26 protein-coding genes and 1 tRNA gene are annotated in these 25058 nt (G+C 54.2%); 13 read left to right on the top strand and 14 right to left on the bottom strand.

The features are described 5' to 3' along the window. Positions 1-112: 112 nt before the first annotated feature. The gene (locus HS105_00765; GenBank protein MBE7515133.1) at positions 113-763 is read right to left on the bottom strand and encodes a hypothetical protein; all 651 of its coding nucleotides are present in this window, start codon (positions 761-763) and stop codon (positions 113-115) included. 260 nt (positions 764-1023) lie between these two features. After that, positions 1024-1827, bottom strand: coding sequence for a nucleoside triphosphate pyrophosphohydrolase (mazG, locus tag HS105_00760; GenBank protein ID MBE7515132.1), 804 nt, complete (start codon positions 1825-1827; stop codon positions 1024-1026). An 80-nt stretch (positions 1828-1907) separates the two neighbouring features. Here mazG and HS105_00755 point away from each other — a divergent pair, with 80 nt between their 5' ends. Beyond that, positions 1908-2501, top strand: a complete 594-nt coding sequence (locus tag HS105_00755) for a DUF1844 domain-containing protein (GenBank protein MBE7515131.1) — start codon at positions 1908-1910, stop codon at positions 2499-2501. A 45-nt stretch (positions 2502-2546) separates the two neighbouring features. Further along, positions 2547-3314 (top strand): MBL fold metallo-hydrolase, encoded by a 768-nt coding sequence (locus HS105_00750; protein MBE7515130.1) that lies wholly within the window; start codon positions 2547-2549, stop codon positions 3312-3314. A gap of 54 nt (positions 3315-3368) precedes the next feature. Here HS105_00750 and HS105_00745 read toward each other — a convergent pair whose 3' ends face one another. The 7 genes from HS105_00745 to mqnC form a co-directional block, all read right to left on the bottom strand. Then, a complete protein-coding gene (locus tag HS105_00745) occupies positions 3369-3767 on the bottom strand; it encodes a type II toxin-antitoxin system VapC family toxin (protein ID MBE7515129.1) in 399 nt (132 codons plus the stop codon). Beyond that, positions 3764-4009, bottom strand: coding sequence for a type II toxin-antitoxin system Phd/YefM family antitoxin (locus tag HS105_00740; protein MBE7515128.1), 246 nt, complete (start codon positions 4007-4009; stop codon positions 3764-3766). Before HS105_00740 ends, HS105_00745 begins: the two co-directional genes overlap by 4 nt. Positions 4010-4069: 60 nt before the next feature. After that, the gene (locus HS105_00735; protein ID MBE7515127.1) at positions 4070-4702 is read right to left on the bottom strand and encodes a hypothetical protein; all 633 of its coding nucleotides are present in this window, start codon (positions 4700-4702) and stop codon (positions 4070-4072) included. Between the two features lie 7 nt (positions 4703-4709). Next, complete coding sequence (locus HS105_00730) at positions 4710-5570, bottom strand: hypothetical protein (GenBank protein MBE7515126.1); 861 nt, start codon at positions 5568-5570, stop codon at positions 4710-4712. A gap of 134 nt (positions 5571-5704) precedes the next feature. Then, positions 5705-6112, bottom strand: coding sequence for a putative toxin-antitoxin system toxin component, PIN family (locus HS105_00725; GenBank protein ID MBE7515125.1), 408 nt, complete (start codon positions 6110-6112; stop codon positions 5705-5707). Next, positions 6109-6324 carry a hypothetical protein gene (locus tag HS105_00720; GenBank protein ID MBE7515124.1) on the bottom strand — a complete coding sequence of 72 codons (216 nt, stop codon included), beginning with the start codon at positions 6322-6324 and terminating at the stop codon, positions 6109-6111. Before HS105_00720 ends, HS105_00725 begins: the two co-directional genes overlap by 4 nt. Positions 6325-6353: 29 nt before the next feature. Further along, complete coding sequence (mqnC, locus tag HS105_00715; GenBank protein MBE7515123.1) at positions 6354-7520, bottom strand: dehypoxanthine futalosine cyclase; 1167 nt, start codon at positions 7518-7520, stop codon at positions 6354-6356. Positions 7521-7653: 133 nt separating this feature from the next. On the opposite strand from mqnC, the gene HS105_00710 reads away from it, so the two are divergent. Beyond that, positions 7654-8193, top strand: a complete 540-nt coding sequence (locus HS105_00710) for a DUF1905 domain-containing protein (protein MBE7515122.1) — start codon at positions 7654-7656, stop codon at positions 8191-8193. Here HS105_00710 and HS105_00705 read toward each other — a convergent pair. Continuing rightward, a complete protein-coding gene (locus HS105_00705) occupies positions 8186-9082 on the bottom strand; it encodes a menaquinone biosynthesis protein (GenBank protein ID MBE7515121.1) in 897 nt (298 codons plus the stop codon). The genes HS105_00710 and HS105_00705 overlap by 8 nt on opposite strands. A 63-nt stretch (positions 9083-9145) precedes the next feature. Here HS105_00705 and HS105_00700 point away from each other — a divergent pair, with 63 nt between their 5' ends. The 3 genes from HS105_00700 (at position 9146) to HS105_00690 (ending at position 10961) form a co-directional block, all read left to right on the top strand. Then, positions 9146-9853, top strand: coding sequence for a hypothetical protein (locus HS105_00700; protein ID MBE7515120.1), 708 nt, complete (start codon positions 9146-9148; stop codon positions 9851-9853). Continuing rightward, complete coding sequence (locus tag HS105_00695; GenBank protein MBE7515119.1) at positions 9850-10488, top strand: cyclase family protein; 639 nt, start codon at positions 9850-9852, stop codon at positions 10486-10488. Before HS105_00700 ends, HS105_00695 begins: the two co-directional genes overlap by 4 nt. A gap of 110 nt (positions 10489-10598) precedes the next feature. Then, positions 10599-10961, top strand: a complete 363-nt coding sequence (locus HS105_00690) for an MGMT family protein (protein MBE7515118.1) — start codon at positions 10599-10601, stop codon at positions 10959-10961. Positions 10962-10972: 11 nt separating this feature from the next. Here HS105_00690 and HS105_00685 read toward each other — a convergent pair whose 3' ends face one another. Further along, positions 10973-11824 (bottom strand): NAD(+)/NADH kinase, encoded by an 852-nt coding sequence (locus HS105_00685; protein MBE7515117.1) that lies wholly within the window; start codon positions 11822-11824, stop codon positions 10973-10975. 173 nt (positions 11825-11997) lie between these two features. Between HS105_00685 and HS105_00680 the strand changes: the two genes are divergently transcribed. The 3 genes from HS105_00680 to HS105_00670 all read left to right on the top strand — a co-directional run bounded on the left by HS105_00680 (position 11998) and on the right by HS105_00670 (position 17032). After that, positions 11998-13992 (top strand): SurA N-terminal domain-containing protein, encoded by a 1995-nt coding sequence (locus HS105_00680; protein ID MBE7515116.1) that lies wholly within the window; start codon positions 11998-12000, stop codon positions 13990-13992. A gap of 78 nt (positions 13993-14070) precedes the next feature. Continuing rightward, positions 14071-15918, top strand: coding sequence for an asparagine synthase (glutamine-hydrolyzing) (asnB, locus tag HS105_00675; GenBank protein ID MBE7515115.1), 1848 nt, complete (start codon positions 14071-14073; stop codon positions 15916-15918). A 1-nt stretch (position 15919) separates the two neighbouring features. Next, the gene (locus HS105_00670) at positions 15920-17032 is read left to right on the top strand and encodes a glycosyltransferase (protein ID MBE7515114.1); all 1113 of its coding nucleotides are present in this window, start codon (positions 15920-15922) and stop codon (positions 17030-17032) included. A 51-nt stretch (positions 17033-17083) separates the two neighbouring features. On the opposite strand, the gene HS105_00665 is transcribed toward HS105_00670, so the two are convergent. Then, positions 17084-18943: an amino acid permease gene (locus HS105_00665; protein MBE7515113.1), complete on the bottom strand. Its 1860-nt coding sequence runs from the start codon at positions 18941-18943 to the stop codon at positions 17084-17086. Positions 18944-18970: 27 nt separating this feature from the next. Further along, positions 18971-20500: an amino acid permease gene (locus tag HS105_00660; protein MBE7515112.1), complete on the bottom strand. Its 1530-nt coding sequence runs from the start codon at positions 20498-20500 to the stop codon at positions 18971-18973. 204 nt (positions 20501-20704) lie between these two features. Between HS105_00660 and HS105_00655 the strand changes: the two genes are divergently transcribed. Genes HS105_00655 through HS105_00645 form a run of 3 tightly spaced genes read left to right on the top strand, consistent with a single transcriptional unit; the run spans position 20705 to position 22987 of the window. After that, positions 20705-22168 carry an amino acid decarboxylase gene (locus HS105_00655; GenBank protein MBE7515111.1) on the top strand — a complete coding sequence of 488 codons (1464 nt, stop codon included), beginning with the start codon at positions 20705-20707 and terminating at the stop codon, positions 22166-22168. 54 nt (positions 22169-22222) lie between these two features. Beyond that, positions 22223-22681 (top strand): thioredoxin family protein, encoded by a 459-nt coding sequence (locus tag HS105_00650; GenBank protein MBE7515110.1) that lies wholly within the window; start codon positions 22223-22225, stop codon positions 22679-22681. Positions 22682-22690: 9 nt separating this feature from the next. Beyond that, positions 22691-22987 (top strand): Dabb family protein, encoded by a 297-nt coding sequence (locus tag HS105_00645; protein MBE7515109.1) that lies wholly within the window; start codon positions 22691-22693, stop codon positions 22985-22987. Positions 22988-22993: 6 nt separating this feature from the next. On the opposite strand, the gene guaA is transcribed toward HS105_00645, so the two are convergent. Next, on the bottom strand, positions 22994-24544 hold the full coding sequence (gene guaA, locus HS105_00640; GenBank protein MBE7515108.1) for a glutamine-hydrolyzing GMP synthase: 1551 nt from the start codon (positions 24542-24544) through the stop codon (positions 22994-22996). 219 nt (positions 24545-24763) lie between these two features. Between guaA and HS105_00635 the strand changes: the two genes are divergently transcribed. Continuing rightward, a tRNA-Asn gene (locus HS105_00635) sits at positions 24764-24838 on the top strand. Positions 24839-25058: the final 220 nt, after the last annotated feature.

Below are 25058 nucleotides of genomic sequence, written 5' to 3'. Positions count from 1 at the left end.
CGCATAATTCAGCAATTCGATCTGCCTTGCTGCCCGAACTCAACGTCCAAAATGAAAAAGAGGCCGCCATTGCAGACAGCCTCTCGTTCGTTTCAAGTAAAGACCAGATAAATTATCGACTCGGGCTTGCAACATCGTCATCGCGATTAACTGCCCAGATAATGATGACAGTTGCAACCGCAGCAGCGATAATACCGCCCCATATCCACGCTGCACGACGCCTTTTCCTATCGTTGTCCGTGTCGTCAGCCTTTTGGCCGTTGATCATAACGTTACCGGCCGCCGACTCAGCACTTGTTTTTCCGTTTGTAACATCAACAGTAAAATCCGCTGCTGACGCAGGATCGCTAGTAACGACATTGTCGCGAGAATTTATCTTGACGGCGACGCCTTCGTTGTTCATCACACGAATGTTGCCCGCAAGAAGCTCGCCGTTGATGGCGTTATCCGAAAGGCTAAGCGAAACGGCCGAATTCGGAAGCAAGCTGATCATACCCAAGCGGCCAAGGTCGATCGTTGCGCCGCTCTCCAAAGTGGCGATCGTTCCCGAACCGATAAAGGTACGGCCGCTAATGGCTTTTTCACCATTCAGCATGAAGACTGCCTGTGAATTTCCAATGCCGGTTCCGCTAACTGTTACTTCGCCCGAGAGCGCCGCAGTAGGAGCACCAGCGAGGACAAAAGTCGAAGACCCGACAAAAAGGGAGAATAATAATCCCAAGACCGTAATATGGCGAAGCCAATTACCCCTAAGTTGATGCATTTTCATGAAACCTCGCTAAGTTAGATTTTTAACAGCAAACACTTTATATCTGTTCTCTCGACTTTGTCAAACGGAAAATGAGGGAGACGTCGATCCGCGAGTCGTGCTTGTTATGCGGCTTGAACATCATCACGCACCGTAATAAACATTGGCATTCGACGCTGCTCTGTAAAGCGAGCTGAGGTTACTCCGCGCTAACGGGATCGATCAAACGAGGCCATCAGAAAGATCAAAACGCTGCAGGTCGAACATGGCAAAGTTCACTCGGCGGCCTTTGCGCGGTCCCACATCGCATCCATTTCTTCAAGCGATACGTCGTCGAACGTCTTGCCCGCCGATTTTAATTCAGCCTCGATCGCGGCAAAGCGCCGCCGGAACTTCCTGTTCGTTCGTTTGAGTGCCGTTTCAGGTTCGACATCGAGCCGCCGAGCGAGGTTGACGATAACGAACAAAAGATCACCGACCTCTTCGGCGGCGTTCTCGGCATCACCACGGGTCACAGCGTCGCGGAGTTCTGCAAGTTCCTCGTCGAATTTCTCAAAAATATCCGAGGTATCCTTCCAATCAAAACCTGCCTTTGCGGCCTTCTTTGAAACCTTTACGGCTTCGAGTAATGCGGGGAAATGCACAGGCACTTCGTCCAGTATCGAGTTACGCGGCTTCGCCTTCTTGCCCGTTGCGGCACGCTCGTCGGCCTTAAGCTTGTCCCAATTATCGACGACGTCCTGTGCCCTCTCCAGCTTGCCGTCGGCAAAAACGTGCGGATGCCGCAGCACGAGCTTTTGTGTTATTCCGGCGGCAATGTCATCGATGTCAAAATCGCCCCGTTCCTTGCCGATGGTTGCGTGAAATACGACTTGCAGCAAAAGGTCGCCGAGTTCTTCTTTCAGCGAAGCCGTTTCGCCGGTTTCTTCGGCCTCGTGTATCGCATCAAAGGTCTCGTAAGTTTCCTCGATCAGGTATTGGGCAAGCGAACCGTATGTCTGCTCACGATCCCACGGGCAGCCGCCCGGAGCACGCAATCGGGACATCACGGCGATCAATTCATCAAAACTTTTCGACATTTCTCAAGTTTACCAAGCGGCGACCGCGTTGGCAGTATAGCAAGTAGTTTCGCGAGGGTGATAGACTACATATAACTACTATGGACGAGAAAGACGAAAAGGACGAAGAGGTTCAATTCAAGGTCGCCGATCGGCGAAAATTCAATCCTGACGGCACCATCCGCGAAGGTGTGGTGCTTGACGAACCACCGCCGAAGCGTGAAGAAGAAGAAACGAATGAGGCCGCTGACGTACATCCTGCGCCTTCGAGTTCGGAAAATACTGAACCGCAAGCTGCGGAAGAGGTTCCGCCGCCCACGGTCGATGCATTCGAATTTGACGAAGAGGGGCGTGCGGACGAGGCTGACATTCCCGGTGCGGATGATCCCGCGAGCTTTGTTAATTTCCTGTCAACACTTGCCAGTAACGCTGCGATCTCGCTCGGTGCGATGCCGCATCCGTCAACGGGCCGTGCGGCAGTCGATCTTGACACCGGCAAATATTGGCTCGACGTACTCGGCATGATCCGCGACAAGACAAAGGGCAATCTTCATCCGCAGGAGGCCCGCTTGATAGAAGGCCTGTTAGCGGACCTGCGTATGCAGTACGTCCATCTCGTAAAAGCGACGGAAGAGAAACTGAAAACACAGGCGGCAAAGCGATTTTCGAGCGATGAGATCCTTGGCAAAAAGTAGCGTACGATCACGCTGTGAAATGCGGCGTTAGGCCGGCGGGTCTCTATGAAGTTCACATTTCTAGGAACAGGCACATCGACAGGCGTCCCGACGATCGCCTGCGACTGCGAGACCTGTATGTCAAATGACCCGCGTGATAAGCGGCTGCGTGTCTCGATACTCGTCGAACATCGCGACAAAAAGATCCTTGTCGATACCTCTTCAGACTTTCGTCAGCAGGCACTGCGGGCAAATATACGCCATCTCGACGCCGTTCTGATCACGCATTGCCATGTCGATCACGTCTTTGGGCTTGACGATATTAGGCCGCTCAATTTCAAGTTTGGCGCGATGCCGATCTTTGCCAACGAGACGGCGTGGGCCGACCTGCGGCGCATCTTTCAGTATGTTTTCGAGCCTTCGCACTTCGGCGGCGGGCTGCCGCGGCTGATCCCGCACACGGTTCATCCGAGAGCAGCTTTCTCGATCGGCAGTGATCTCGAAATAACCCCGATCGAGGTCATTCACGGTAAGCTGCCTGTCATCGCCTATCGCTTCAACGACTTCGCATACGCCACCGACCTTAAGGTCATTCCGCCCGAATCGATGGACGCACTTCGCGGCCTCGACGTTTTTGTACTTGACTGCGTGCGTGTAAAGCCGCATTCGACACACCTTTGCTTGGATGAGGCACTGGCCGTCATCGAAGAGCTAAAGCCGAAACGAGCATTCCTCACACACCTCAATCACGACATCCTCTACGAACGCGACTCGCGCCTCCTGCCGGATAATGTGCAATTCGCAGTGGACGGCCTGACCGTGTCCGACACCTAAGCCGAAACACCCGAAAAAGTACCGCCGCCCAAATGAGCGGGAACGGTGCAGTACTCAGTCCCAAAGCAGTCGCAGGCCGTCGGGTTTGAACCGTTCGAACTCGCGGTCTCCGCTGATAAGCACAAGGCCTCGGCTGATCGCCTGCCAGATCAACATCCGATCGAACGGGTCTAAATGCGTGTTTTCCGTAAGGTCCTTTGAGGTTACCGCTTCTTCCGGCAAGAGTGGAATAGTACGAAAGCCAAGCATCTCGACATAAGGGATCGGCGATTCCCAGTCACCGATCGGTTCAAGCCTACCGCTTCGAATCTTGATCGCCATCTCCCAAAAAGTGACGGCGCTGACATGCGACATATTTCTCGCGTCCTCAAGCACCAATTTCGTTTTCGCCGGTAGTCTCTTCGTATGGGTGAGAGCCCAGATCAATGTGTGGGTGTCGAGAAGGTAGTTCATCTGCGAAAGTCGAGCAGTTCCTCATCTGTCATCTTGAAGTTCTTTGCAAACTTGAATTTGACCTTGCCTTCTAGGATGCCGAGTTTTCGCTTCGCTTTTTGCTTCGGAGCATCAACCGGCACTAATTTTGCAACAGGCTTCTTGCCCTTGCCATACAATACACCGACACTCTCGCCCTGCTGAACGAGTTCCAATACTTCAGAAAAATGGGCTTTAAATTCTCCGACCGGTAGGCTTTTCATGATTTTATTATATCAGATCTTCTTGACAAGTTGACAAGAAAATTCTATTTGCCGCCTTACTTAGGAATGTAGCCGCGAAGGAATGAGCAAGTCTTTATTGGTCAATCGACACAACGCTGAGAAGCCGAGTTGCCGGGCAAGATGTTCATAGTTTTCGACGAACTTTGTCGCTCGTCTTTTGAGCTGAGCCGTGCGACCGTCCGACGCCCAACTGAACGGGACGAACACCTGGCTTACGAGAGCTAGGTCGAGTAGCATGGATTCCAACCAGCCTATCTCGTTCGTATATCCAGAGACCCACTTAGCTCCAGAAATATCAAGCAACGGCTCCAAGGTTTCCCGACGAGCACCCGATCTAACCATCTCGCAACATCCAAAATGGATAAATGAAATAGCTCCATCCTTTGCAGAACTAAGCACTTCTTGTAAGGCTTCCCAAGAGATACGCGAACGTTCACCCGCGGGTTTTAGCTCTGAGTCAACGCCGTGACAGGCGAAGTAAAGAAAGACACCAGAATTCTTTGGGATGCGAGATACGTAGTACGACACGTCGTCGGCATTTCGAAACGTGCGATGGCTGATATCTATTTCTCGGTGACTAATTTCCAAAGCGTGAAAGTAGGGCAGAACAAGAGGAACTTCATGCGTGTTCCACCAAGTTCCTTCAAGAATTACAATGCGAGCTTTTTTCATATGGATCTCAATCGGCTAATGCGACGGCGAGCTGGGCCCGCGGTTCTGCGGAGTAATTAAGTACGACATCTTGTCGTAGCCATTTCATATACGGAAAGTACTTAAATGAGCGGACCATCTCCTCGACATCGGTGACCAGTTGCTTGTCGTCTTTGCGTAGTGAACTGACGATGACAAATGCATCTCCGTGCGTCACAAAGACCCATTGACGCCAGATCACGCCGGGACGCGGTGCCGCAGTTTCAAAGTAGAGTGCGTCTGTATCTGCCACCTTCACAGTTTTCATGTCGGAGATCGAAACATCTCGTTTGAATGCCGAAGCGAATGAGATCGCCCACGTATCTCTGACCTTTTCCGATAGTTTTGCTTGCTCTTTAGGGTCGTCCGCAGTGTAAGACCCGTAATAGTAAATATCCATACCGACTGGGTACGTTGAGGGTACAAAGTTATCTGAGATCCCAGCGTCGGTTCTGGTCCATTTGTCTGCAAGCTTTACGAAATATGGCTTGGGGATGCTCGACCTCTTGAAGACCCAAAAATTCTTTGAGGCATCGTACGTCCAAGACGCGCCGGTTTGCATACCGATAGTGTCAAAAAGCTCCTTCCATGTCGGTTTATAAAAATCGGGAAATGGCGAATGGAGAACGGTCGATGCGATCGTCTTGTCTTCGGTATGGATCGCAACATCGGCCACCGCATTGAGAAAGCTACCGAATGAGGCAAAATTGCCCGTTATCTGGCCACTATTTACCCGCTCATGCAGGAAGGCGTTCTGCTGAGCAATAGTCAATCCCTTTTGTTCACCGGACTGACCGTAAGAAACGATCGACAAAGCCATCATCGCGACAAGAAGAATTCCGATCCTCATACCTTCATTATGCCTCCAAAGTGCGCTTTTTATATCGATTTCAATCTGCGAAGGCGAGCTCTTTGAGTTTCATCGAGCTCGGGTACTTTTATTCAACTCGCGATGCGTGCAACCTCCTCTTGGCTTCTGCCAGGTCAATTAGCAACCAATGCCATGAATTGCGAAACGTCAATTATTGTTGTTTCGACCAGGTCTACGGCGTCTTCCAGATCTTTGTCGCCCGATACTAAATATTTAGCCTCCGCTGCGATCGCGCATTCGAGAAAAATTGTATCCGTGCGATCGCGTTGAAAATCGACAGTTATATTGGGTTCGATACGCGTTGTAAATTGTTCAAATTTCTTCTGCCATTCCGTGAGTATTTCGTCGGGAAGCGCAAACTTTTTCCTCGCCAAGACTTCGTTGTATTCCTTCAGGATCGATGGCGATACAACCCACTCGTGATCTTTACTTTCGGAAACAAAAAGGACCAATTGTTCGGGTGTTCGGTCACGAAAGGCGGCTGAAACGACAACGCCTGTGTCTATGACGACTCGTATCATTTGCCGTTTCGACAGTCGTCGATCTCTTTTGAGATATCGTCGTCAGTAAGTGCACGAACGCTTGGGAGGGATTGAGTTCGCTTAAAGAGCCTTTTCAACTCGTTGATACGGTTGGTCAATTTGTCCGATTCGATCTCTTCCCACACTTCGATCGGAACGATCACGCCGACTTGTTTGCCATTTGCGTCTGAAATGTACTGAACATCGGTCATAGCCGAATTCTATCACAGTTTAAGAGAGCCTAATCTGCGAATGCGACGGTGAGTTCTTTGAGTTTCATCGAGTCGGTAGTGTCGAGGTTCGTGGCGGAGCGATTGACGTAGTTGTAGAGAATGTCACGCTGTTGGGGCGTGTACCCCGCCTCGCGGATCTGGTAGCGCAGGTCGCGTTCGTTGGCGTCGTTGTGTGCGCCGGCGGCGGAGACGACGTTCTCCTCGATCATTATCGAGCCCATATCATCGGCGCCGAAGCGCAGCGCGGCCTGGCCGAGCTTTATCCCCTGTGTGAGCCAGGATGCCTGAATGTGCTGAATGTTGTCGAGAAAGAGCCGCGAGACGGCAAGCATCGTCAGATAGTCGATGCCGGTCAGCTCCTCTGTGATCTTGCGTCCCAAGGCCGTATTCTCGCGTTGGAATGTCCACGGAATGAATGCCGTAAACTTGCCGCCGTCGCCCGTTTCGGCGATGCGTGCAAGGGCCTCGTCCTGAACCTCACGCACACGGTCGAGGTGCCGCACGCGATGCTCGATCCCATCGCCGATGCCGAACATCATTGTCGCCGTCGAGATCATCCCGACCTTATGAACGGCACGCATCACATCGAGCCACTGCTGCGTGGTGCACTTTGTCGAGACGCGTTTGCGAACCTCGTCATCGAGTATCTCGGCGCCGCCGCCGGGCATCGAATTGAGTCCCGCGGCACGCAGCCGACGAAGGATCGTCTCGTAATCGAGCTTTGAGATTAGCGAGATGTTGTGTATCTCGGGCGGCGAGAAGCAATGCAGCTGAAAGTCGGGATATTTTGCGTGGAGCGTGGATAAAAGCTCCTCGTACCACTCGATGTTGAAATCAGGATGCAGCCCGCCCTGCATCAGCACGCCTGTGCCGCCGAGTTCGATCGTCTCGTCGATGCGTTTTTCGATCTCTTCGATAGAATGGACGTAGGTTTCCGGCTTGCCCGGCCGCCGGTAGAAAGCGCAGAACGTGCATACGACGTTGCAGACGTTCGTATAGTTGATGTTGCGGTCGATGATGTATGTAACGACATCCGAGCCGTTCTTTCGGCGCCGTATCTCATCGGCGGCGAGGCCTATGCGTACAATATCCTTTGAACCAAGAAGGTGCGCTGCATCCTCGGTCGAAAGCCGTTCGCCCGCCAGAACTCTGTCCAATATCGGCTGAATATCCATCTTCACTAAAGTGATTTTAACGCATAACCGCACATTCGCAATTCAGATCTGCCGCAAATCGGCTAAATATCCGGCGTTATAAAAGCAAACCAATTTACAGTTCTGCAATTATCAATTTACAATTCGTAGAGCGATGGCGAAGCCGGTAAAGAGCCTAAAATTAAAGACCAAGCTGATGAAATGGGAAGATTCCGGCTGGCATTCGCTCGTGATCGACAAAAAGACTGTCGATAGGTTCGGTTTCGAGGGCATTTACAAGCGTATCGTATGTACGCTCGACGGCGGCGAACCTTTTCAGTGTGCGTTGATGCCGGCGCATGGTGATTTCTACATCATCATCAATCAGCAAAAGCGTGATGCGGTCGGTATAGCCGCCGGCGACATCGTCAGCGTACTCATCGAAAAGGACGAGAGCAAGTACGGCCTGCCGATGCCGGAGGAATTTCGCGAGGTGCTCGATCAAGACCCGCAGGGCGACAAGCTTTTTCACGCGCTCACGCCGGGAAAACAGCGTTCGCTCCTGCATCATCTCGGCACGGTCAAGGACATCGATATGCGGATCCGCCACGCGCTCATCATCGTCGAGCATTTGAAAGAGCACGGCAAAATCGTTGATAAGATCCTACACGCCGAATTGCGTGCGGCAGCGTGGCAGAACACGCGTTTCAGATGAATTCGAGCTTGCGGTTCCGCTCGATGAGGTGATGTTTTGCGGCTAATTCGAAATAGAGCCGCAGGCCGGCGCGCATTGTTTCATCCATCGAATAACTGATCTTCGAGCCGAGATATTCTTTCATTTCGGCAAGGCTGAGCCGCGTGTCGGAGATGTAATTTGCGGCTATCTCTGCGATGTGCGCGACACCTTCGTTGCGTGCGGCCGCAAGGTCGATCGGCATCGGGTCCTTTCGCGTCATCCACATAGCGAAAACGAAGCCGAGCCCCGTGTACTCGTGCCAAAGGCCGGCAAGATCGAACTTTCGATAGATAGACGTATCAAGACGCAGTGCAGGGTCGCCGATAAGAAGGGCGGCATCTGCCTTCTCCAACATTGAGGCAATGTCGGGAGCCGCCTCAGTGAATTTCGGCTCGCGGTTTATGAATTCGCGAAAGATGATCTTGGTCAGCGCCGCCGAGGTACGCGACGAAGTGTCGAGCGCGACTGTCGCAGCATCTGCTAGATCACAGCCTTTTGTAACGAGGCAGACGCTTTGAACAAGGTGCCGCGTACCGACGCACACATCAGGTATGAGCCTTACATTGTCGATCGATTGGTACGCAAAAACGGGCACCAATGCCGCATCGACGCGGCCTTCGGCCAATAATTGTGCTGAGCGTGCCGGTGCATTATCGAGTATCATCTCGGCGCGGCCACGCTGCGACCCGTAAAGGAAACTCCAAATAAGCGGTGCTGTGTTCGAATAGCTCGAAGCCGCCAGCCGTATGCCGGAAAGTAGCATACGTACATTATCGTCGCTAACCTGCGAGACCTCAACGAGCGGGCCTGATGAAAGGCTCTTGTTTTCTGCAAAGGTGCAGATACCGAAAACGGACGGTGGACGCAATTCTTCTTTCTATGTGCCTTTAGCGGATAGTCAATGCGTATTTGTTGTTATAATCTAAACGCGATGAAAGGCAATTTTTTGATCATTTCAACATTAGCGTTCATTTTGGGTACCGGCACGGCGTTCGGGCAAAGGATAATGGTGCATGATCCCACGGTTCAAGGCCCTGAATCTGTCGAGCCGTCAAAGGCGACCGCGAAAGTTTATGAATCGCGGGTGCTTCCGCCGGTGCGGAAAAAGCTTGTTTCTGAAGGGTGCCCCGACTCGCCGGAGTTCACGGGCGAAGTTAAGGGTTCGTTCACGCGTCGGAATTCTCATCAAACGGCGATCTTTTATCAAATGTGCCAAACGGGTAACGGCCTCGGCTGGGTCGGGCTTGCTGTCATCGAAAATTCGAAGGTCGTCGCGAACTTCGTGCAGGATTCGGGTTGGTCATTCGGCATCGGAAAGGTTGCCGATGTCAACCGCAACGGGCTGGATGAGATCACGCTTGAGTTCGGCGGCGCAATGCACCAAGGCCAAGGCGGCATCGGTGTTTCCATCATTGAGTTCAAGAACGGCAAGCCTGTCGAGATCGGCTGGTATCAAGCGGCAAAGCTCGTTGATTCGGAGATGTCGACGGCTTGGATACTCACCGCTCAGCCGGGCAAGACACCCGTTTACTATCGTCAGAAGGTTGTCGCGGGAAAGAACAACAAGTGGCCACGCATCGGGCCGAACAGCGTATTCCGCATGAAAAGGTTAGAGAGTATTTTTGAGGAAGTTAAATGACACGGATTCATGACGTCACTGTAACGATCTCGGCGAAAACACCAATTTATAAAGGTGATCCCGGCGTCGAAATGACCTCATTCAAGGCCATCGAACGCGGCGACTCGGCAAACGTCTCGCAGATCGGCTTCGGCGTCCACACTGCGACGCACGTCGATGCTCCCAACCACTTTATTCCGGGCAAAAAGCGTGTGCACGAGCTCGATCCGCACAAGCTTATCGGCCCGTGCCGTGTTATTTCGGTCCCGGAAGATGTAACCGCCGTTGAGCCGGAACATTTCGGCGATTTAAGCGGTGTTGAACGTGTTCTGCTGAAAACAAAGAACTCCGAATTCTGGGCAACGCCCGAGGATGGCTTTCGCAGCGATTTTGCATATCTGACGCCTGCGGCCGCCGACCATCTCGTCAGAAGCGGCGTCGTGCTGATCGGAATTGATTATCTTTCGATCGAGAAGAGCGGCTCGCCCGGTCATCCTGTTCACGTAACGCTGCTTTCGAATGAGATCGTAATAGTCGAAGGCCTTGACCTGCGTGGTATCACGCCGGGCGACTACGAACTGATCTGCGCGCCGCTAAAGTACGACGGAGCGACCGGCGACGGCTCGCCGGCAAGGACGTTCCTGATCGAGCGGTAAGAAATGCTTCATTTCGGGATGCGCTTTTCTGCCGCACAAATGCCGGTACATTCGCCGACAATAGGGTGGACGGCGTGCGAACCGGCCAATTTGAGAGTGTCTGAGGAAAAGTGAGTTTAGTTGACAGTTCAAATTACCGCGAACGCGTATATGAGCTTGTACGCGCGATACCGTCAGGCAGGGTAATGACCTACGGTCAGATCGCATTGATCCTCGGCGAAGGCTATACGCCGCGCACCGTCGGTTTTGTAATGCACGGCTCCGGCGAAGATGTGCCGTGGCAGCGTGTCATAAACTCGCAGGGGAAATGCTCGACCGGCAAACTCACAATTCCGGTAAATTTGCAGCAGGAAATGCTCGAAGCAGAAGGCGTCGTTTTCAATGCCGCCGGAAGGTGCGAGTTGGAGACGTACCAGTGGTGGCCGGAAGGCTATTTCGAGAGCACGGACGTGCAGCCGCAACTATTCGGCTGAGCTGGCGCTCCCTATCTGCCCCACTTAAGTTTATCGCGCAGGACGTCGAAGTAATTGCGGTTTGTCGGCTGCACAAGGTTGAGTGCCGTCTCGCTCTTGCGAATGATGACGCGGTCGCCTCCAAGCATCGGAAAGCCCGCTTGGCCGTCGAGATTGAGTGCGACGCCGTGATGCTCAGTATCGAGCGAGAGTTCGATCTCGGCGTCATCCGGCACAACTATGGGACGGTTCGTGAGCGTAAAAGGGCAGATCGGCGTCAACACAACGGCGTTCATCGAGGGGTAAATGATCGGCCCGCCCGACGAGAGATTATATGCCGTCGAGCCTGTCGGAGTTGCTACGATCAGGCCGTCGGCACGGAAGCGGTTCACAAAGAGCTTGTTGAGCCGGACCTCGATATTGATGATACGTGCAAGCGCGGCTTTGTCGATCACGACATCATTCAGCACACGCCCGCTGCCGACAACTTCGCCGCCGCGCCGCAGTTCGGCGTCGAGCATCACTCGGCTGTCGATCTTATAATCGCCCTCGACGATCGAGCTGATGGCCGCGAACATCTCCTCGATCCGAAACTCGGTCAAGTATCCGAGGCCGCCGTGATTGATGCCGAGCACTAGGGCGTCCGAGCGGCCGATCAGGCGTGCCGCAGCGATCATCGTACCGTCGCCGCCGAGCACGACGACAAGATCCGCATCGCCGACAGGCTGTCTTGCAGCGTCCGCGCCGTTCGCTATTTGAGGCGTGCCAATCTGTGTTAGCGAATTCGCCACGAGCCACGACGAAAGCTCATCGGCCGTTGCGAGGGCATCTTCGCTGTCCGGTTTTACGACTATCGCGACGGAATTGATCTTTCTGGCACTCATCAGCGTATTCAATAGTTGTAATAATCCGCTAAATATTGTCGAACTTCAAGCAGGTTCGTATGATGAACTGCCGTCGTAATGGGCCTTGCGCGTATTGGACATAGACAGCGCTTTTGTTAAAATCGCAATTTGTCTCAAATGACGGCCCTTTTGGTCATTGCAGGTATCTATAAATGTTAAAGTTCTTCAACCGTCTGGAGCGGACACGCAATTTCGTCCTCCTTTTGTTTTCCATTTTGATGGTCGTCAGCCTTATCTTTTGGGGCAGCGGCACCGGAGGAAATCAAACGAGTGAGAGTATGCTGCGAAGTACCGAAACCATTGCAAAGGTGTCGGGCGAAAAGATAACTCTCGGCGAAGTGATGCGGCAGAAGCAGAACTATGCTCAGTATATGCAGGGCCGCTCGATCCCGTCGAAAAGTATCATCGACGGGCTTATCGGCAGCCGCATCGTCCGGCTCGAAGCCGCACGTCTCGGCCTGACCGCGAGCGACCGCGAAGTTGCGGATGAGATACGCAAGCAGTCCGGCGTTGCTGAGGGCAAGGTGTTCGATCAGGAGAAGTATGAACTGAATGTGAGCGAGCAGTTCGGCAGCGTTGCCGCCTATGAACAAAGTCTGCGCGACGACATCAGCTCGAAAAAACTTGATGCCTACATCACATCGGGCGTTACTGTCTCGGATGCAGAGGTACTTAGCGACTATCAGCGTAAGAACACCAAGTTCGACATCTCGTACGTTACGCTCAATGCAAGCGACCTTGCCAAGACCATCACGCCCAGCGATGAGGAACTGCACGCCTATTTTGATAAGAATAAGGCGAGCTACTACATAAATACGCCGCAAAAGAAGATCAAATATCTTTTTATCAATATAAGTAAGCTCGGCGAAAAGCTTCAGATACCAGATGCGGATCTTCGTGCGGAATACGACGCATTGCCTGCCGATAAGAAGATAGCGGGCGTGCTTGGGCAAGAGATCGTCCTGCGTATCGCCAACCCTGATCTTGAAACGCAGGTACAGGCAAAGGCCGCACAGCTCGTCCAAGAGCTGAAGGCAAAGGGCAGCGACGGCACCGTAAGCGAAGAAGAATTCGCAAAGATGGCAAAGGGCCAGTCGGAAGATAGGGTATCGGCCCCATTGGGCGGGAAACTCCGCGGTCCCGTGCGTGAAGATCCGAATAAGAAAGAAGATCCTTACCAGCGGCTGATCGCAATGAAGCCGGGCGAGGTTTCAGAACCGATCCTTTATCAGAACCGCTACTTCATTCTCCGCCGCGGCGAGGCCGTGCCGAAGAGCTTTGAGGAAGCGAAAAAAGAGATAGAGGTAAGCTTGCGGAACAGGCGTGCGTATGCAGCGGCCGCAGAACTCGCACAAAAGGCCGACGATGCCCTTAAGGCCTCTAAGGATATCCAAAAGGTAGCTGATGAATTTGCACCGCAGGCGAATATGAAGCCCGCCGAGATGATAAAGGAAACTGCGTATGTGAAGCCGGGCGATGACATTCCGGGCATCGGCATCTCGCCGCAGTTCGAGGAAGGCATTGCCACGCTCGAGGCTGTGAATGATGTCGGCGAAAAGACGCCGATCCAGAATGGCTTCGCGATACCTATGCTGGCTGACCGCAAAGAGCCGCGTGACGCCGATTTTGACGAGGTCAAGGCTCAGATCACGGATGTCGTAAAACTCGAAAAAGCTCAGGCCGAGATAGAGAACATTGCAAAGGCGATAGCCGCCGGAGCTCCGAATGCAACTGCATTGGCGGCCGCCGCAAGTGCAAAGGGTATGAAGGTCAAGGATCAGAAAGCATTTGTGCTCGGCTCGCCGCTTGGCGAAGGCTCATCGGCATCGACCAGCGAAGCTCTCGAGGATGCGATCTATGCAATGAAGCCGGGCGATGTTACAAAAACGCCCATCAAGAGCGGTGACAACTGGTATGTCGTCGGCGTTACCGGCCGTACTGAGGCCGACAGCGCGGAGTTCGCAAAGCAGCGTGACACGCTTCGCGAGCAAATGCTCGACAGCCGCCGCATGGCGATCTTCACCGACTATATCGCCTCGGTCAAGAAACGCTTGAGCGACGGCGGCTATATCACCATCTATCAAAACGTGGTTGAGAAGGCAGATGCTCCGCAGCCCGGCGAGGAACAGAACGGCCTTAATTTTTAGTTCGGATTGAGTTTGAGGTCAAAGGCCGTGCGTTCCGATGCGCACGGCCTTTGTGCTATCAGTTATCATATTTAGTTTATGTGCGGTATCGCAGGCATTGTCGGGTTGACTGATCGTGAGGACGCTTCGCGCCGCATCCGCACGATGACGGACCGCCTCGCGCATCGGGGCCCTGATGCAGAAGGCATCTTTACGGACGATCGGATCGCACTCGGCCACAGACGCCTCTCGATCATCGACCTTTCCGAGAACGCCAACCATCCGCTATTCGATGCTTCGGGCCGTTACGCTGTCATCCTGAACGGCGAGATCTACAACTACCGCGAACTTAAAGCCGAGCTCAAGGGCTATCCGTGGACGACCGAGAGCGACACCGAGGCCGTCCTTGCCGCCTACATTGCACACGGGCCGGCGTGCCTTCAGATGCTCAAGGGTATGTTCGCGCTCGCCGTATGGGACAATGTCGAAAAGACCCTCTTCATCGCACGCGACCGGTTCGGCGTAAAGCCGCTCTATTATGCAATGACGCCTGACGGCGTTTTCGTTTTTGCATCGGAGATACGCGCGATACTTGCTTCCGGCATCGTCAAAGCCGAATTGAGCAGAGCTGCCCTTGCTGAATATGTGATGTTCCAGTCGGTCTATTCGCCCGACACGATCATCGACGGCATACATCAGATCGGCGCAGGCGAATTCGCTTTCGTCAAAGCCGGCAAGATCGAGACGCAGCCGTTTTGGCGTATCGAGCGAACAACGGCCGAGGTTGAAATCAGCGTCGAAGAGGTGCGAAAGCATATTCTCGATCTGCTTCTCGCATCCGTTGAGCGGCGAATGATCAGCGATGTTCCGCTCGGAGCGTTCCTTTCAGGCGGTATTGATTCGAGTGCGGTCGTCGCGCTGATGTCCGAAGTATCGACACAGCCGGTAAGCACATTCTCGGTAACGTTTGATGAAAAGGAGTATGACGAATCGCCTTACTCTGACATTATCGCCAAGCGCTTCAACACAAAGCATCAGAGTATAAAGCTGCGTGCCGACGACTTTCTCAACGCTCTTCCTGCGGCACTTCAAGCGATCGATGCACCGAGCGGCGACGGACTTAATACCTACGTTGTTTCAAAAGCGGCACGCGAGGCCGGCCTGCGGGTCGCGTTATCGGGCGTCGGCGGCGATGAGCTTTTTGCGGGCTATCATTATTTCGGGCAGTGGCTTCGCACACGCAGCGGCATTACGCCGAAAGTGCCGCATTTTGTACGCAAGGCCGCGGCGGCAGTGCTGTCGGCTTCGGCAAGTTCGAAATATCAGCGTATGTCAGATGTGTTGGCCGTCAGGTCATTCGACATCGCAACTGTATATCCTATGACACGGCAGGTGCTGTCGCGGCGGACCGTTGAGCGGTATCTCGGCAACACAGTACGCGAACCGCTTATCGGGCGAACGCTGCGTGAGCGGCTCGAGGATATCGAACACTTCCCGCTGCTCAGCCAATTTACCATTGCCGAGCTGCTCGGTTATACGCAAAATCTGCTGCTGCGCGACACCGACCAATTCGCGATGGCGTCGGCGCTCGAGGTACGCGAGCCATTCTTTGATGACAAGCTTGTTGAGTACGTTCTCCGCGTCCCGGATGCGATGAAACTGTCTTCGACGCCTAAGGGCCTGCTTGTCGATTCACTCGGTACGCTGCTGCCCGCCGAGATCGTGCATCGGCCGAAAATGGGCTTCGTACTTCCATTTGAAAAATGGATGCGCGGCCCGTTGCGTGCCTTCTGTCAGGAGCGTATCGAGCAGCTTGCCGGACGCGAAATTCTCGATGCCGATCTGCTTCGCTCAAAATGGAAGCTGTTCGTTGACGGGCGTGTACGATGGTCGGAGCTTTGGCACTTGATCGTGCTGGCCGAGTGGCTCGAGATCAATGGCATCTGAAATGAAAGTATTTTTCCCGCTTCAGGTATTCTTTCCTTCGCAGGCGGGCGGCCCCGCGAACTCGGTCTATTGGCTCGCAAAATATCTAAAGCGGAACGGTATCGAACCGACCGTCATCTCGACCGATCAAGGCGTGAATACACCAGTACGGCTCAACCGCTTTAACGAAACCGAGGCAGGCTGCGTGATGCATGTGCGTACACGGATCACCTATTTCCCGTTCGTGCAGATGTTGAGATCGCTCCGCGGGGTGATAGGTGCGGATGTGGTACAGGTCTCGTCCGTTTTCTTCCCCGCGGCCGTAGTGTCGGCTCTCGCCGCGCGAATATTACATAAAAAGCTGGTCGTCTCGCCGCGGGATGAGCTTTCGCAGTACGGCCTGACACGATCGCGGGGCCGCAAGCGGCCCATACTCTGGATGTATCGTAATTTCATCGCGCGTCATGCCGTTTTTCACGCGACTGCCGAGAAAGAGGTCGCTGACATCAAGGGATATTTCACATTTGATGTGCCGGTGGTGCATATACCGAACCTGATCGAGATGCCGCCGCTTATCGAAACGGATGACGAACCCTATTTGCTCTTTATCGGCAGGCTTGATCGTAAAAAAGGCGTGGATAAGCTCATTGAAGCAGCAGCACGATCCGAACACTTCCGCAACGGCACGATAAAGCTCAAGGTCGCGGGCAAAGGCGATGCGGCGTATGAGGAAAAGCTCAGGCAGCTTTCGGCGAAGCTCGGTATTGAGGGACGCGTCGAATTCCTCGGCCAGGTCGAGGGCGGCGAAAAGCAGCGTCTGCTTGCCGGTGCAGCTTGGACCTTTATGCCGTCAGAGAGCGAGAATTTCGGTGTCGTGGTTCTCGAATCGCTCGCACAGAATACGCCAGTTGTCGCTTCGAAAGGCACACCCTGGGCTGTACTGGACGCCGAAAAGATCGGTTATTGGGTCGAAAATTCGCCCGTTGAGCTTGCCGCAATACTCGATCGGCTGATAATGCTGCCTGAGGACGAATATGCCGCTTACCGCGGCAGATGCCGTGCTTTTGTAGAACGCAATTTCGAGATCAATGCGAACGGCCGAGCCTGGCTCGATCTTTACAATAGCCTCAAATAAGGGAGGCCGCCTCGAAAGAGCGGCCTCCGTCCGATCCGTCTGTCCAAAGGCCTAGTTGCCGTGAATATGCTGGAAGAACCAGAAAGTAATGCCTGCCCAAACCACGATATTGAGGATGGCGACAATCAATCCGATCTTTTGCGTGCTTGCCTTGCGAAGGCTGCCACGGTCGCTCTTACCGTAAAGCATCACATAGACAAGTACGCCCGTAAGCAGCCATGCGAACAGCCGGATGAAAAGATTCAGCGCAATATTGTCGGTTGCCTTCTCATCAGGCTTCAGCCCCAGGCCAAGCATCGCTGACGGCTGCAGCACCTGCCAAAGCGTCAGTATGAAGACCAGCATGATACCGATCATTGCTGCTACAGGCGGCCTGTAGTTGTCAGGCCGCGGATCGGGGTCAGCACCCTCGGTCGCCAGTCGGCTGTGCGAATAGCTGTAACCGAAGTAGATCACAAGCCCGATCGCCATCCAGTCGATAAGCCTGATCCACGTATCGAGCGGCAGGCTGTTCATAAGGAACGCGGCCGATACGACCGTGATGATCGGCACGACCGGCGAGAACGGAACCTTGAACGGCCGCTTGAGCGCCGGAGCCGACGAACGCAGGATGATGATGCCCGTTCCGACGATCACGAATGCGAACAGCGTACCGATGCTGACGAGTTCGCCGAGCAGGCTGATCGGGACAAAGCCGGCAAGTATCGCAACGATGGTGCCGGTGATGATAGTTGTGATGTGCGGCGTTTGGTACTTGGGATGGATCTTTGCGGCCCATGGCGGCAGAAGCCCGTCCTTGGACATCGAATAGAAAACACGCGGCTGTCCCATGGTCATAACGACCATCGTCGAGCTGAGGCCGAGTACAGCTCCGATCTTGATGATCCATGACGAAAAGATCGCGAGTATCTTGCCCATTACGCCCTCGGTCGCACCTTGATTAGCATTCAGTGCATGATCGATGGCAGCCGCGAGCGGCGCAGCCGCTTCCTTAAGAGCTTTATAGTCAACAAGGCCGACCATAACGCCCGAGACGAGGATGTAAAGCACCGTACAGATCGCGAGCGAACCGAGAATACCGCGAGGCATATCACGCTGCGGGTTCTTTGCTTCCTGCGCGGCGGTCGAGACCGCATCAAAACCGATGTAGGCAAAGAAAATGACCGCAGCACCCGTGATAATGCCGCTAAAGCCGAACGGCATAAAGGGCGTACAGCCTGCGTTATTATCAGGACACGGCGGATTAAAGATATTGTCCGGCATCACATAACCGACACCGGCGACAATGAAGAGGATGACGACGATCACTTTGACTATAACGATGATCGTGTTAAAGCTGGCCGATTCTTTAATGCCGCGTATCAACAGCAGCGTAACCGCAACAGCTATCAATGCGGCGGGCAGGTTAAAGATGCCTTGGGCGATCACTTTTCCGGAACTGTCCACGATAGCTCCGGGCGGAGCACTGAGCGCCAGAGGGAACTGTATGCCAAGGTTCTCGCGCATAAAGCTGACAACATAGCCCGACCAGCCGACCGCTACCGTTGCCGCACCAAACGCATATTCGAGGATAAGATCCCAGCCTATGATCCACGCGACGAATTCGCCGAGAGTGCCGTAGCCATACGCATACGCCGAGCCCGAGATCGGTATCGTTGCTGCAAATTCTGAATAGCAAAGTGCTGCACAGGCGCTCACGATGCCTGCCAGCACCATGGAGATCACCACGGCAGGCCCGGCATGCTTACCTGCCGCTTGGCCTGTTAGAACGAAGATGCCCGTTCCGATAATGGCACCGATACCGAGCATCGTAAGGTCGAGCGCGCTTAACGCCTTTTTAAGGGCGTGCTCGCCGGTCTCTTCAGCCTCGGCAATGATCCTCGAAATGGGTTTGGTCGCAAAAAGTGACATCGAAACCTCCGAAATTAAGTTATTGACCTAGGACGCCGGCTCAGTTGCCGCCGACCTCCTCCAAATGAAATAAACCGGCACGCCTGTAAGAACAATGAGCAGGCCGGGCCACGTCGCCGTGGTTTGATAAATGAACAGAATTGCCAGGATGACGGCCGCTCCGACACAATAGAGTGCCGGTATTACGGGGTATCCAAATGCTTTATACGGACGTTCGGCATCAGGTTGTTTCACGCGAAGCACAAAAACGGCCGCGATCGCCAAGATGTAAAAGATCAAGGCGGATGAAATAACGTATGTCAGCAGGTCGCCATAGAGATTGCCGTAACTGACAGTACCGTCGGCTCCGGTCTTTATCGTACGCGGCAGAACGTAAAATGCTGACCAGATGCCTTGGACGACAATTCCCCAAGCAGGCACATGGAACTTGTTCAGCCGCCCGACCGCCTGAAAGAAAAGGCCGTCCTTCGCCATTGCGTAATAGGCACGCGGCCCCGCAAGTATCAAGCCGTTGTTGCAGCCGAAGGTCGAGATCATGATCGCGACAGCCATCAATGCTGCACCGAATCCGGGAAAGATAACATCGGCCGTGAACGAGCCGATACGGCTGCTGTGATTGACGGAAATATCCTGGATCGAATCGAAACGAAGCGTAACCAAGTAGGCGATATTCGCCAAAAGGTAAAGCAGGATCACGCCGCCGGTTCCAAAAAGCAGTGAAAGCGGCAAGTTGCGTTTCGGGTTCTGAACCTCGCCGGCAGTGAACGTTACGTTGTGCCACGCATCGGCTGAAAACAGAGAGTTCGTTTGGGCGACACAGATGGCGACAAAAAGACCGAATGCGGAAACCGCCGTCAGGCTGCCTTCGTCCACGTTCGAGAGCGAACCGCGGACGGTCCAGAGGTCGCTGAAATTCGCCGCCGCAATATCGGGATACCAAAACAAACCGACAATTATTCCGAGCACTATCAACGCGATCAGCGAACCGGTCTTTGCGAACGTAAAGATATTCTGGACGATCTTGCCGAGCTTTAGCCCGCGCGTATTCAGCCAGGTCAGAAGTGCGATCATCAATACGCCGACGAGCTGCGCGGTCGAGAGCGATAATGCGTAACTCGACGAACCGATACGGACAGGTGCGATCAAGTAGCTCGTCTCGGAGATCGAAGGAAACAGAATACCCGAGAAGCGTGCGAAGGCGACGGCCACGGCTGCGATGGTCGCCGTACCGATCACGAGAAAGTGCGTCCATCCGTAGAGAAAGCCCCAAAACGGTGCATACGCTTCCTTGAGATAAACGTACATTCCGCCGGCCTTTGGCATCATCGCGGCAAGTTCGCCGTACGAAAGAGCCGCTCCGACGGTTAGCATACCCGTAATGATCCACACCACGAGCAGCCAGCCGGGCGAGCCGACCTGCCGTGCGATGTCGGCGGATACGATGAAAATGCCCGACCCGATCATCGAACCTGCGACGATCATCGTAGAATCAAGCAACCCGAGGCCGCGTATGAATCCTTCTCGAGTTTGTTCTTCGGCGGCTGACTCAGTTGTCATATTCTCTTCCGCTTCGGCATCCCGCATGGGCCGCTTTCAGCATTTCATTCAGTTCCGTTTTCTTGTGTTGCCGCCGGCTGCCGCAGGCAGTTCTCACGTATTGTCGTTGGCGAGATTATCGTTGGCAATATTATACTTGGAATAACCGTCCTGTCGAGTGTGAGATTTAATTTTGAGGACTGCCATTCGACACCGGTGCAAACAATGACATCAAACAATGCACCGTTCGGCGATATGCCCGCCGATGAGTTTCGCCGCTACGGCCACCGGCTCGTTGAGCGGCTTGCCGAGTATTTCGAGCATATCGAAGAGTTTCCCGTTCTTTCACAAAACGAATACGGCCGTTTGAAAGACGCGCTCCCTGCCGCTCCGCCCGACAAAGGCGAGGACTTCAGCGACGTGCTGGACGACGTTGATACGCTGATAATGCCCGCAGTAACGCATTGGAATCACCCTAACTTTCACGGCTTCTTTTCGACATCGGCAAGCAGCGTCGGCATATTTGCAGATATGTTCGCAGCGGCCTTCGATATGAAAGCGATGCTCTGGAGGGCCGCTCCCGCGTCTGCCGAGCTTGAAGATCTCGTCCTCGACTGGCTTCGGCAAATGACGCATCTGCCGGAAACGTTTGAAGGGATCATTTATGACACCGCATCGGTCTCGACAATGCATGCGGTAGCCGCTGCCCGCGAACGCGCGTGTTCGAACAGCCGTGAACTGGGCCTTTCGGGGCGTGATGACGTGCCGCTGATGCGTGTTTACGCGAGTGAACATGTTCACTCATCGATCGACAAAGGCGTCATTACACTCGGCCTCGGCACACGATCGCTTCGAAAGATCGAGAGCGATGAGGCCTTCCGGATGATCCCTCAAAAGCTTGCGGAGGCGATCGAGGACGATCTCGCTGACGGCTATCAGCCAATTTGCGTAATACCGACCATCGGCACGACCTCGACATCAAGCGTCGATCCCGTGGAACGCGTCGCTGATATCTGCGAGCGGTACGGCATTTGGATGCACGTCGATGCGGCGTACGCGGGTTCGGCGGCGATCTTGCCGGAGATGAGCGGGCATTTTAAGGGTTGGGAGCGTGCAGATTCGATCGTGATGAATCCGCACAAGTGGCTGTTTACGCCGTTCGACCTCTCGGTTCTGTATTGCAGGGATCTCGAAGCTCTGAAAACCGCCTTTTCGCTTGTGCCGGAATATCTGCGGACGAACGATCTGTCGAACGTAAAGAACGGTATGGACTACGGCATCCAACTCGGCCGTCGGTTCCGTGCGCTCAAGCTTTGGTTCGCGATACGCTACTTCGGTGTTGAAGGGATGCAGGCACGCCTGCGTGAGCATTGCCGGCTCGCGAGGCTTCTGGCAGATAAGGTCGAGGCAAGCAGCGATTGGGAACTCGCTGCCGACGTGCCGTTCGCATTGGTCTGTTTTCGTACCCGCAAAGAAGGGCTTACCAATGAGCAGCAGGACACGTTGACCGGGAAGATCCTGGAACGAGTGAACTCCTCGGGCGGAGCATTTCTCTCCCATACCAAGCTTAACGGCCGCTTCGCGATACGGCTTTCGGTCGGCAGCATCCGTGTCGAGGAGCGGCACATTACGCGAGTCTGGAAGCTTTTGAACGATGCATTCCGTGAGGAAGCAAAGGTGTATGAATAAACTCACTATTTCGGTACTGTGCCTGCTGCTGCTCGGCTCCGCAGCGAATGCTCAATCAAAAGCTGCTTCGAAGCGAAGGGCAAACGTATCCCGAAGGCAAAAGCCGCAGAGTTCATCCGTGAACGCTTTGACCCGACGCGCGACCCGAACGCCGACCTCGCCGTTGCCGTCGAAAAGGCTTCCGTGTCGGGCAGCAATATCATCCTCGACCTCGGCGGCGAGTGGTGTATCTGGTGCGTCCATATGGATAAGTTCTTTTTCGAGCATCCGGAACTGGCTAAACTCCGCGACGAGAATTTTGTTTGGGTAAAGGTCAATTTCAGCCCTGAGAATGAGAACCGGGCCTTTCTGTCGATATATCCGCCCGCGGCCGGCTACCCTCATCTGTATGTCTTGGAAAGCGAGGGTAAGCTGCTTCATTCCCAAGACACGGCCCTGCTCGAATACAAGTCAACGTACGACCTCGAGAAGTTTACGGAATTCTTAATAAAATGGTCGCCCGCAAAGAAATAGCGTGAGGTAATGATGCTGACACATATCGTTTGCTGGAAATACAAACCGGACGCCACTGTCGAAGAGCGTCAACGGCATATCGCTGCCTTGAAGGCGTTGAAAGGCGTGATCCCCGAGATCGTCTCGCTCGATGCGGGCGCCGACATCCTGCACCTCGACCGTTCATTCGATACCGGCCTGGTCGCGGTCTTTGCCGATCGCGCGGCTCTTGACCGTTACAGCACTCACGCTGAGCATCTAAAGGTCATTGATATGGGACGCGAACTTACAGAACGCGCGGTCTCGGTTGATTTTATCTCTGAGTAGCCGAGCCTATTCCCACTCGATCGTACTTGGCGGCTTTGATGAAATATCGTAAACGACACGGTTGATGCCGCGCACCTCGCTTGTGATGCGTGAGGAGACCGCCGCGAGAAGTTCGTGCGGCAGCCGAGCCCAATCCGCCGTCATGCCGTCGGTCGAGGTAACGGCGCGAAGAGCGATCGTCTTTTCATAAGTGCGGAAATCGCCCATTACGCCGACCGAATGTATCGGCAGCAGCACCGCAAATGCTTGCCACACATCCTTATATGCGCCGCTTCGCTTAAGCTCTTCGTTAAAGATACGGTCAGCCTTTTGCAGCAGTTCGACCTTTTCAGGCGTAACCTCGCCGAGAATGCGAACGGCAAGCCCCGGCCCGGGGAACGGGTGCCGCTGCAGTATCTCATCGGGAATGTTGAGTGTCTTGCCGATAAGCCGGACCTCGTCCTTGAAAAGCTCGCGGAGCGGCTCGAGCAGCCGCAGATCCATCTTTTCGGGCAGGCCGCCGACGTTGTGGTGCGATTTGATCGTAACGGACGAGCCGCGCAGGCTGACCGATTCGATAACGTCCGGATAGAGCGTCCCTTGCACGAGCCACTTTGCACCGCCGACCTTATCTGCCTCAGCCTGAAATATATCGATGAACTTTGCCCCGATCGCCTTTCGCTTCTTTTCAGGGTCTTCGACACCGGCGAGTACGCTGTAAAAATCCTGCGATGCATCGACACCGATGACATTCAGGTGCAGTTTGTCGCGGTAAAGAGCGAGCGTGTCCTCAAATTCGCGATAACGCAGAAGCCCGTTGTTGACAAATATGCACGTCTGCCGTTCGCCGATCGCCTCGTGTACAAGCACGGCCGCGACCGTCGAATCAACGCCGCCGGAAAGCCCGCATATCACTTTCTGATCCGGCCCGACCTCAGCGCGTATCTTGTCGATCTCTTCGCGTTGAAAGCCGGCAGGCGTCCAATCGCCCCGACAGCCGCAAATGTCGAAAACAAAATTTCGCAATATCTCTTTGCCGAGCGGCGTATGGCTGACCTCAGGATGGAACTGTACGCAGTATATGCCGCGTTCATTACTCTCCATCGCGGTGATGACATCGCCGGTCGTCGCTGTTGTCTCAAAACCTTTCGGCAGCGCAGTAACGTGATCGCCGTGGCTCATCCAAACATCCAGCTCGAACGGCAGGTTGCTGAAAAGCGCGGTCTTGCCGCTCAGCACTTTTAACTTTGCATGGCCGTATTCGCGACGGGCCGCAGGTTCGCTCCTGCCGCCGAGATCGACCGCGACAAGCTGCATTCCGTAACAGATGCCGAGGATCGGCACGCCCGCCGCCTCGTAGATCGAAGTGTCGATCCGCGGTGCCCCTTCATCACTCACACTCGAAGGCCCGCCCGAAAGAATGATGCCCTTCGGCCGCCGCGATGCGATAGCCTGAGCCGCAGAATGGAACGGATGTATCTCGCAATAAACGCCCTGTTCACGTATCCGCCGGGCGATCAACTGTGTGTATTGCGAGCCGAGATCCAGTATCAGAATGTATTCGTGTTCAACGGTCATATTGCCGATATTCGAGCCGCCGCCCGGCACCTTTCCGGCACGTCAAAAGCCGCTTCTGCCGCCCTTCTGACACACCTCGCATCGCCGCTGCAAAGCCCGCACCAACCACAAGTTTAACCGACACCCTCACTATGCAAAAGCACGCTGAACTCGCGCTTGACAACACCTTGAGGAACCCATAACCTTAAGGTTCGCCTTTCTCTAAGGCGTGCCGCATCTTCCGCAGTAGCTCAATGGCAGAGCATTCGGCTGTTAACCGAAGGGTTGTAGGTTCGAGTCCTACCTGCGGAGCCAATATTTTCAATAACTTACCGTGACGGATTCAACGCAATGGATCCGTCTCGTTTTTTTGCCCGCAGAGAAGCGGTTCATCCGCTCTTGACCCGGAGGAGCCGGAAGCGTTCATCCGCAGATTAGCATTCGGCATCTAAATGCCCCATCACATCAATTCGTAGAATTTACAACTCAACGTCCGCAGATCGACAAATTTATGCGGCCGGCAGCACCACACTGC

Origin of the sequence: Chloracidobacterium sp., assembly GCA_015075585.1 — a bacterium.
Classification (GTDB): domain Bacteria; phylum Acidobacteriota; class Blastocatellia; order Pyrinomonadales; family Pyrinomonadaceae; genus OLB17.
This window is presented reverse-complemented; position numbering and strand designations above follow the sequence as displayed.

Excerpts from the sequence above, each read along its gene's own strand:
- HS105_00765 (MBE7515133.1), bottom strand. The coding sequence starts at position 763 with ATGCATCAACTTAGGGGTAATTGGCTTCGCCATATTACGGTCTTGGGA.
- mazG (MBE7515132.1), bottom strand. The coding sequence starts at position 1,827 with ATGTCGAAAAGTTTTGATGAATTGATCGCCGTGATGTCCCGATTGCGT.
- HS105_00755 (MBE7515131.1), top strand. The coding sequence starts at position 1,908 with ATGGACGAGAAAGACGAAAAGGACGAAGAGGTTCAATTCAAGGTCGCC.
- HS105_00750 (MBE7515130.1), top strand. The coding sequence starts at position 2,547 with ATGAAGTTCACATTTCTAGGAACAGGCACATCGACAGGCGTCCCGACG.
- HS105_00745 (MBE7515129.1), bottom strand. The coding sequence starts at position 3,767 with ATGAACTACCTTCTCGACACCCACACATTGATCTGGGCTCTCACCCAT.
- HS105_00740 (MBE7515128.1), bottom strand. The coding sequence starts at position 4,009 with ATGAAAAGCCTACCGGTCGGAGAATTTAAAGCCCATTTTTCTGAAGTA.
- HS105_00735 (MBE7515127.1), bottom strand. The coding sequence starts at position 4,702 with ATGAAAAAAGCTCGCATTGTAATTCTTGAAGGAACTTGGTGGAACACG.
- HS105_00730 (MBE7515126.1), bottom strand. The coding sequence starts at position 5,570 with ATGAGGATCGGAATTCTTCTTGTCGCGATGATGGCTTTGTCGATCGTT.
- HS105_00725 (MBE7515125.1), bottom strand. The coding sequence starts at position 6,112 with ATGATACGAGTCGTCATAGACACAGGCGTTGTCGTTTCAGCCGCCTTT.
- HS105_00720 (MBE7515124.1), bottom strand. The coding sequence starts at position 6,324 with ATGACCGATGTTCAGTACATTTCAGACGCAAATGGCAAACAAGTCGGC.
- mqnC (MBE7515123.1), bottom strand. The coding sequence starts at position 7,520 with ATGGATATTCAGCCGATATTGGACAGAGTTCTGGCGGGCGAACGGCTT.
- HS105_00710 (MBE7515122.1), top strand. The coding sequence starts at position 7,654 with ATGGCGAAGCCGGTAAAGAGCCTAAAATTAAAGACCAAGCTGATGAAA.
- HS105_00700 (MBE7515120.1), top strand. The coding sequence starts at position 9,146 with ATGAAAGGCAATTTTTTGATCATTTCAACATTAGCGTTCATTTTGGGT.
- HS105_00695 (MBE7515119.1), top strand. The coding sequence starts at position 9,850 with ATGACACGGATTCATGACGTCACTGTAACGATCTCGGCGAAAACACCA.
- HS105_00685 (MBE7515117.1), bottom strand. The coding sequence starts at position 11,824 with ATGAGTGCCAGAAAGATCAATTCCGTCGCGATAGTCGTAAAACCGGAC.
- HS105_00680 (MBE7515116.1), top strand. The coding sequence starts at position 11,998 with ATGTTAAAGTTCTTCAACCGTCTGGAGCGGACACGCAATTTCGTCCTC.
- asnB (MBE7515115.1), top strand. The coding sequence starts at position 14,071 with ATGTGCGGTATCGCAGGCATTGTCGGGTTGACTGATCGTGAGGACGCT.
- HS105_00670 (MBE7515114.1), top strand. The coding sequence starts at position 15,920 with ATGAAAGTATTTTTCCCGCTTCAGGTATTCTTTCCTTCGCAGGCGGGC.
- HS105_00665 (MBE7515113.1), bottom strand. The coding sequence starts at position 18,943 with ATGTCACTTTTTGCGACCAAACCCATTTCGAGGATCATTGCCGAGGCT.
- HS105_00660 (MBE7515112.1), bottom strand. The coding sequence starts at position 20,500 with ATGACAACTGAGTCAGCCGCCGAAGAACAAACTCGAGAAGGATTCATA.
- HS105_00655 (MBE7515111.1), top strand. The coding sequence starts at position 20,705 with ATGACATCAAACAATGCACCGTTCGGCGATATGCCCGCCGATGAGTTT.
- HS105_00645 (MBE7515109.1), top strand. The coding sequence starts at position 22,691 with ATGATGCTGACACATATCGTTTGCTGGAAATACAAACCGGACGCCACT.
- guaA (MBE7515108.1), bottom strand. The coding sequence starts at position 24,544 with ATGACCGTTGAACACGAATACATTCTGATACTGGATCTCGGCTCGCAA.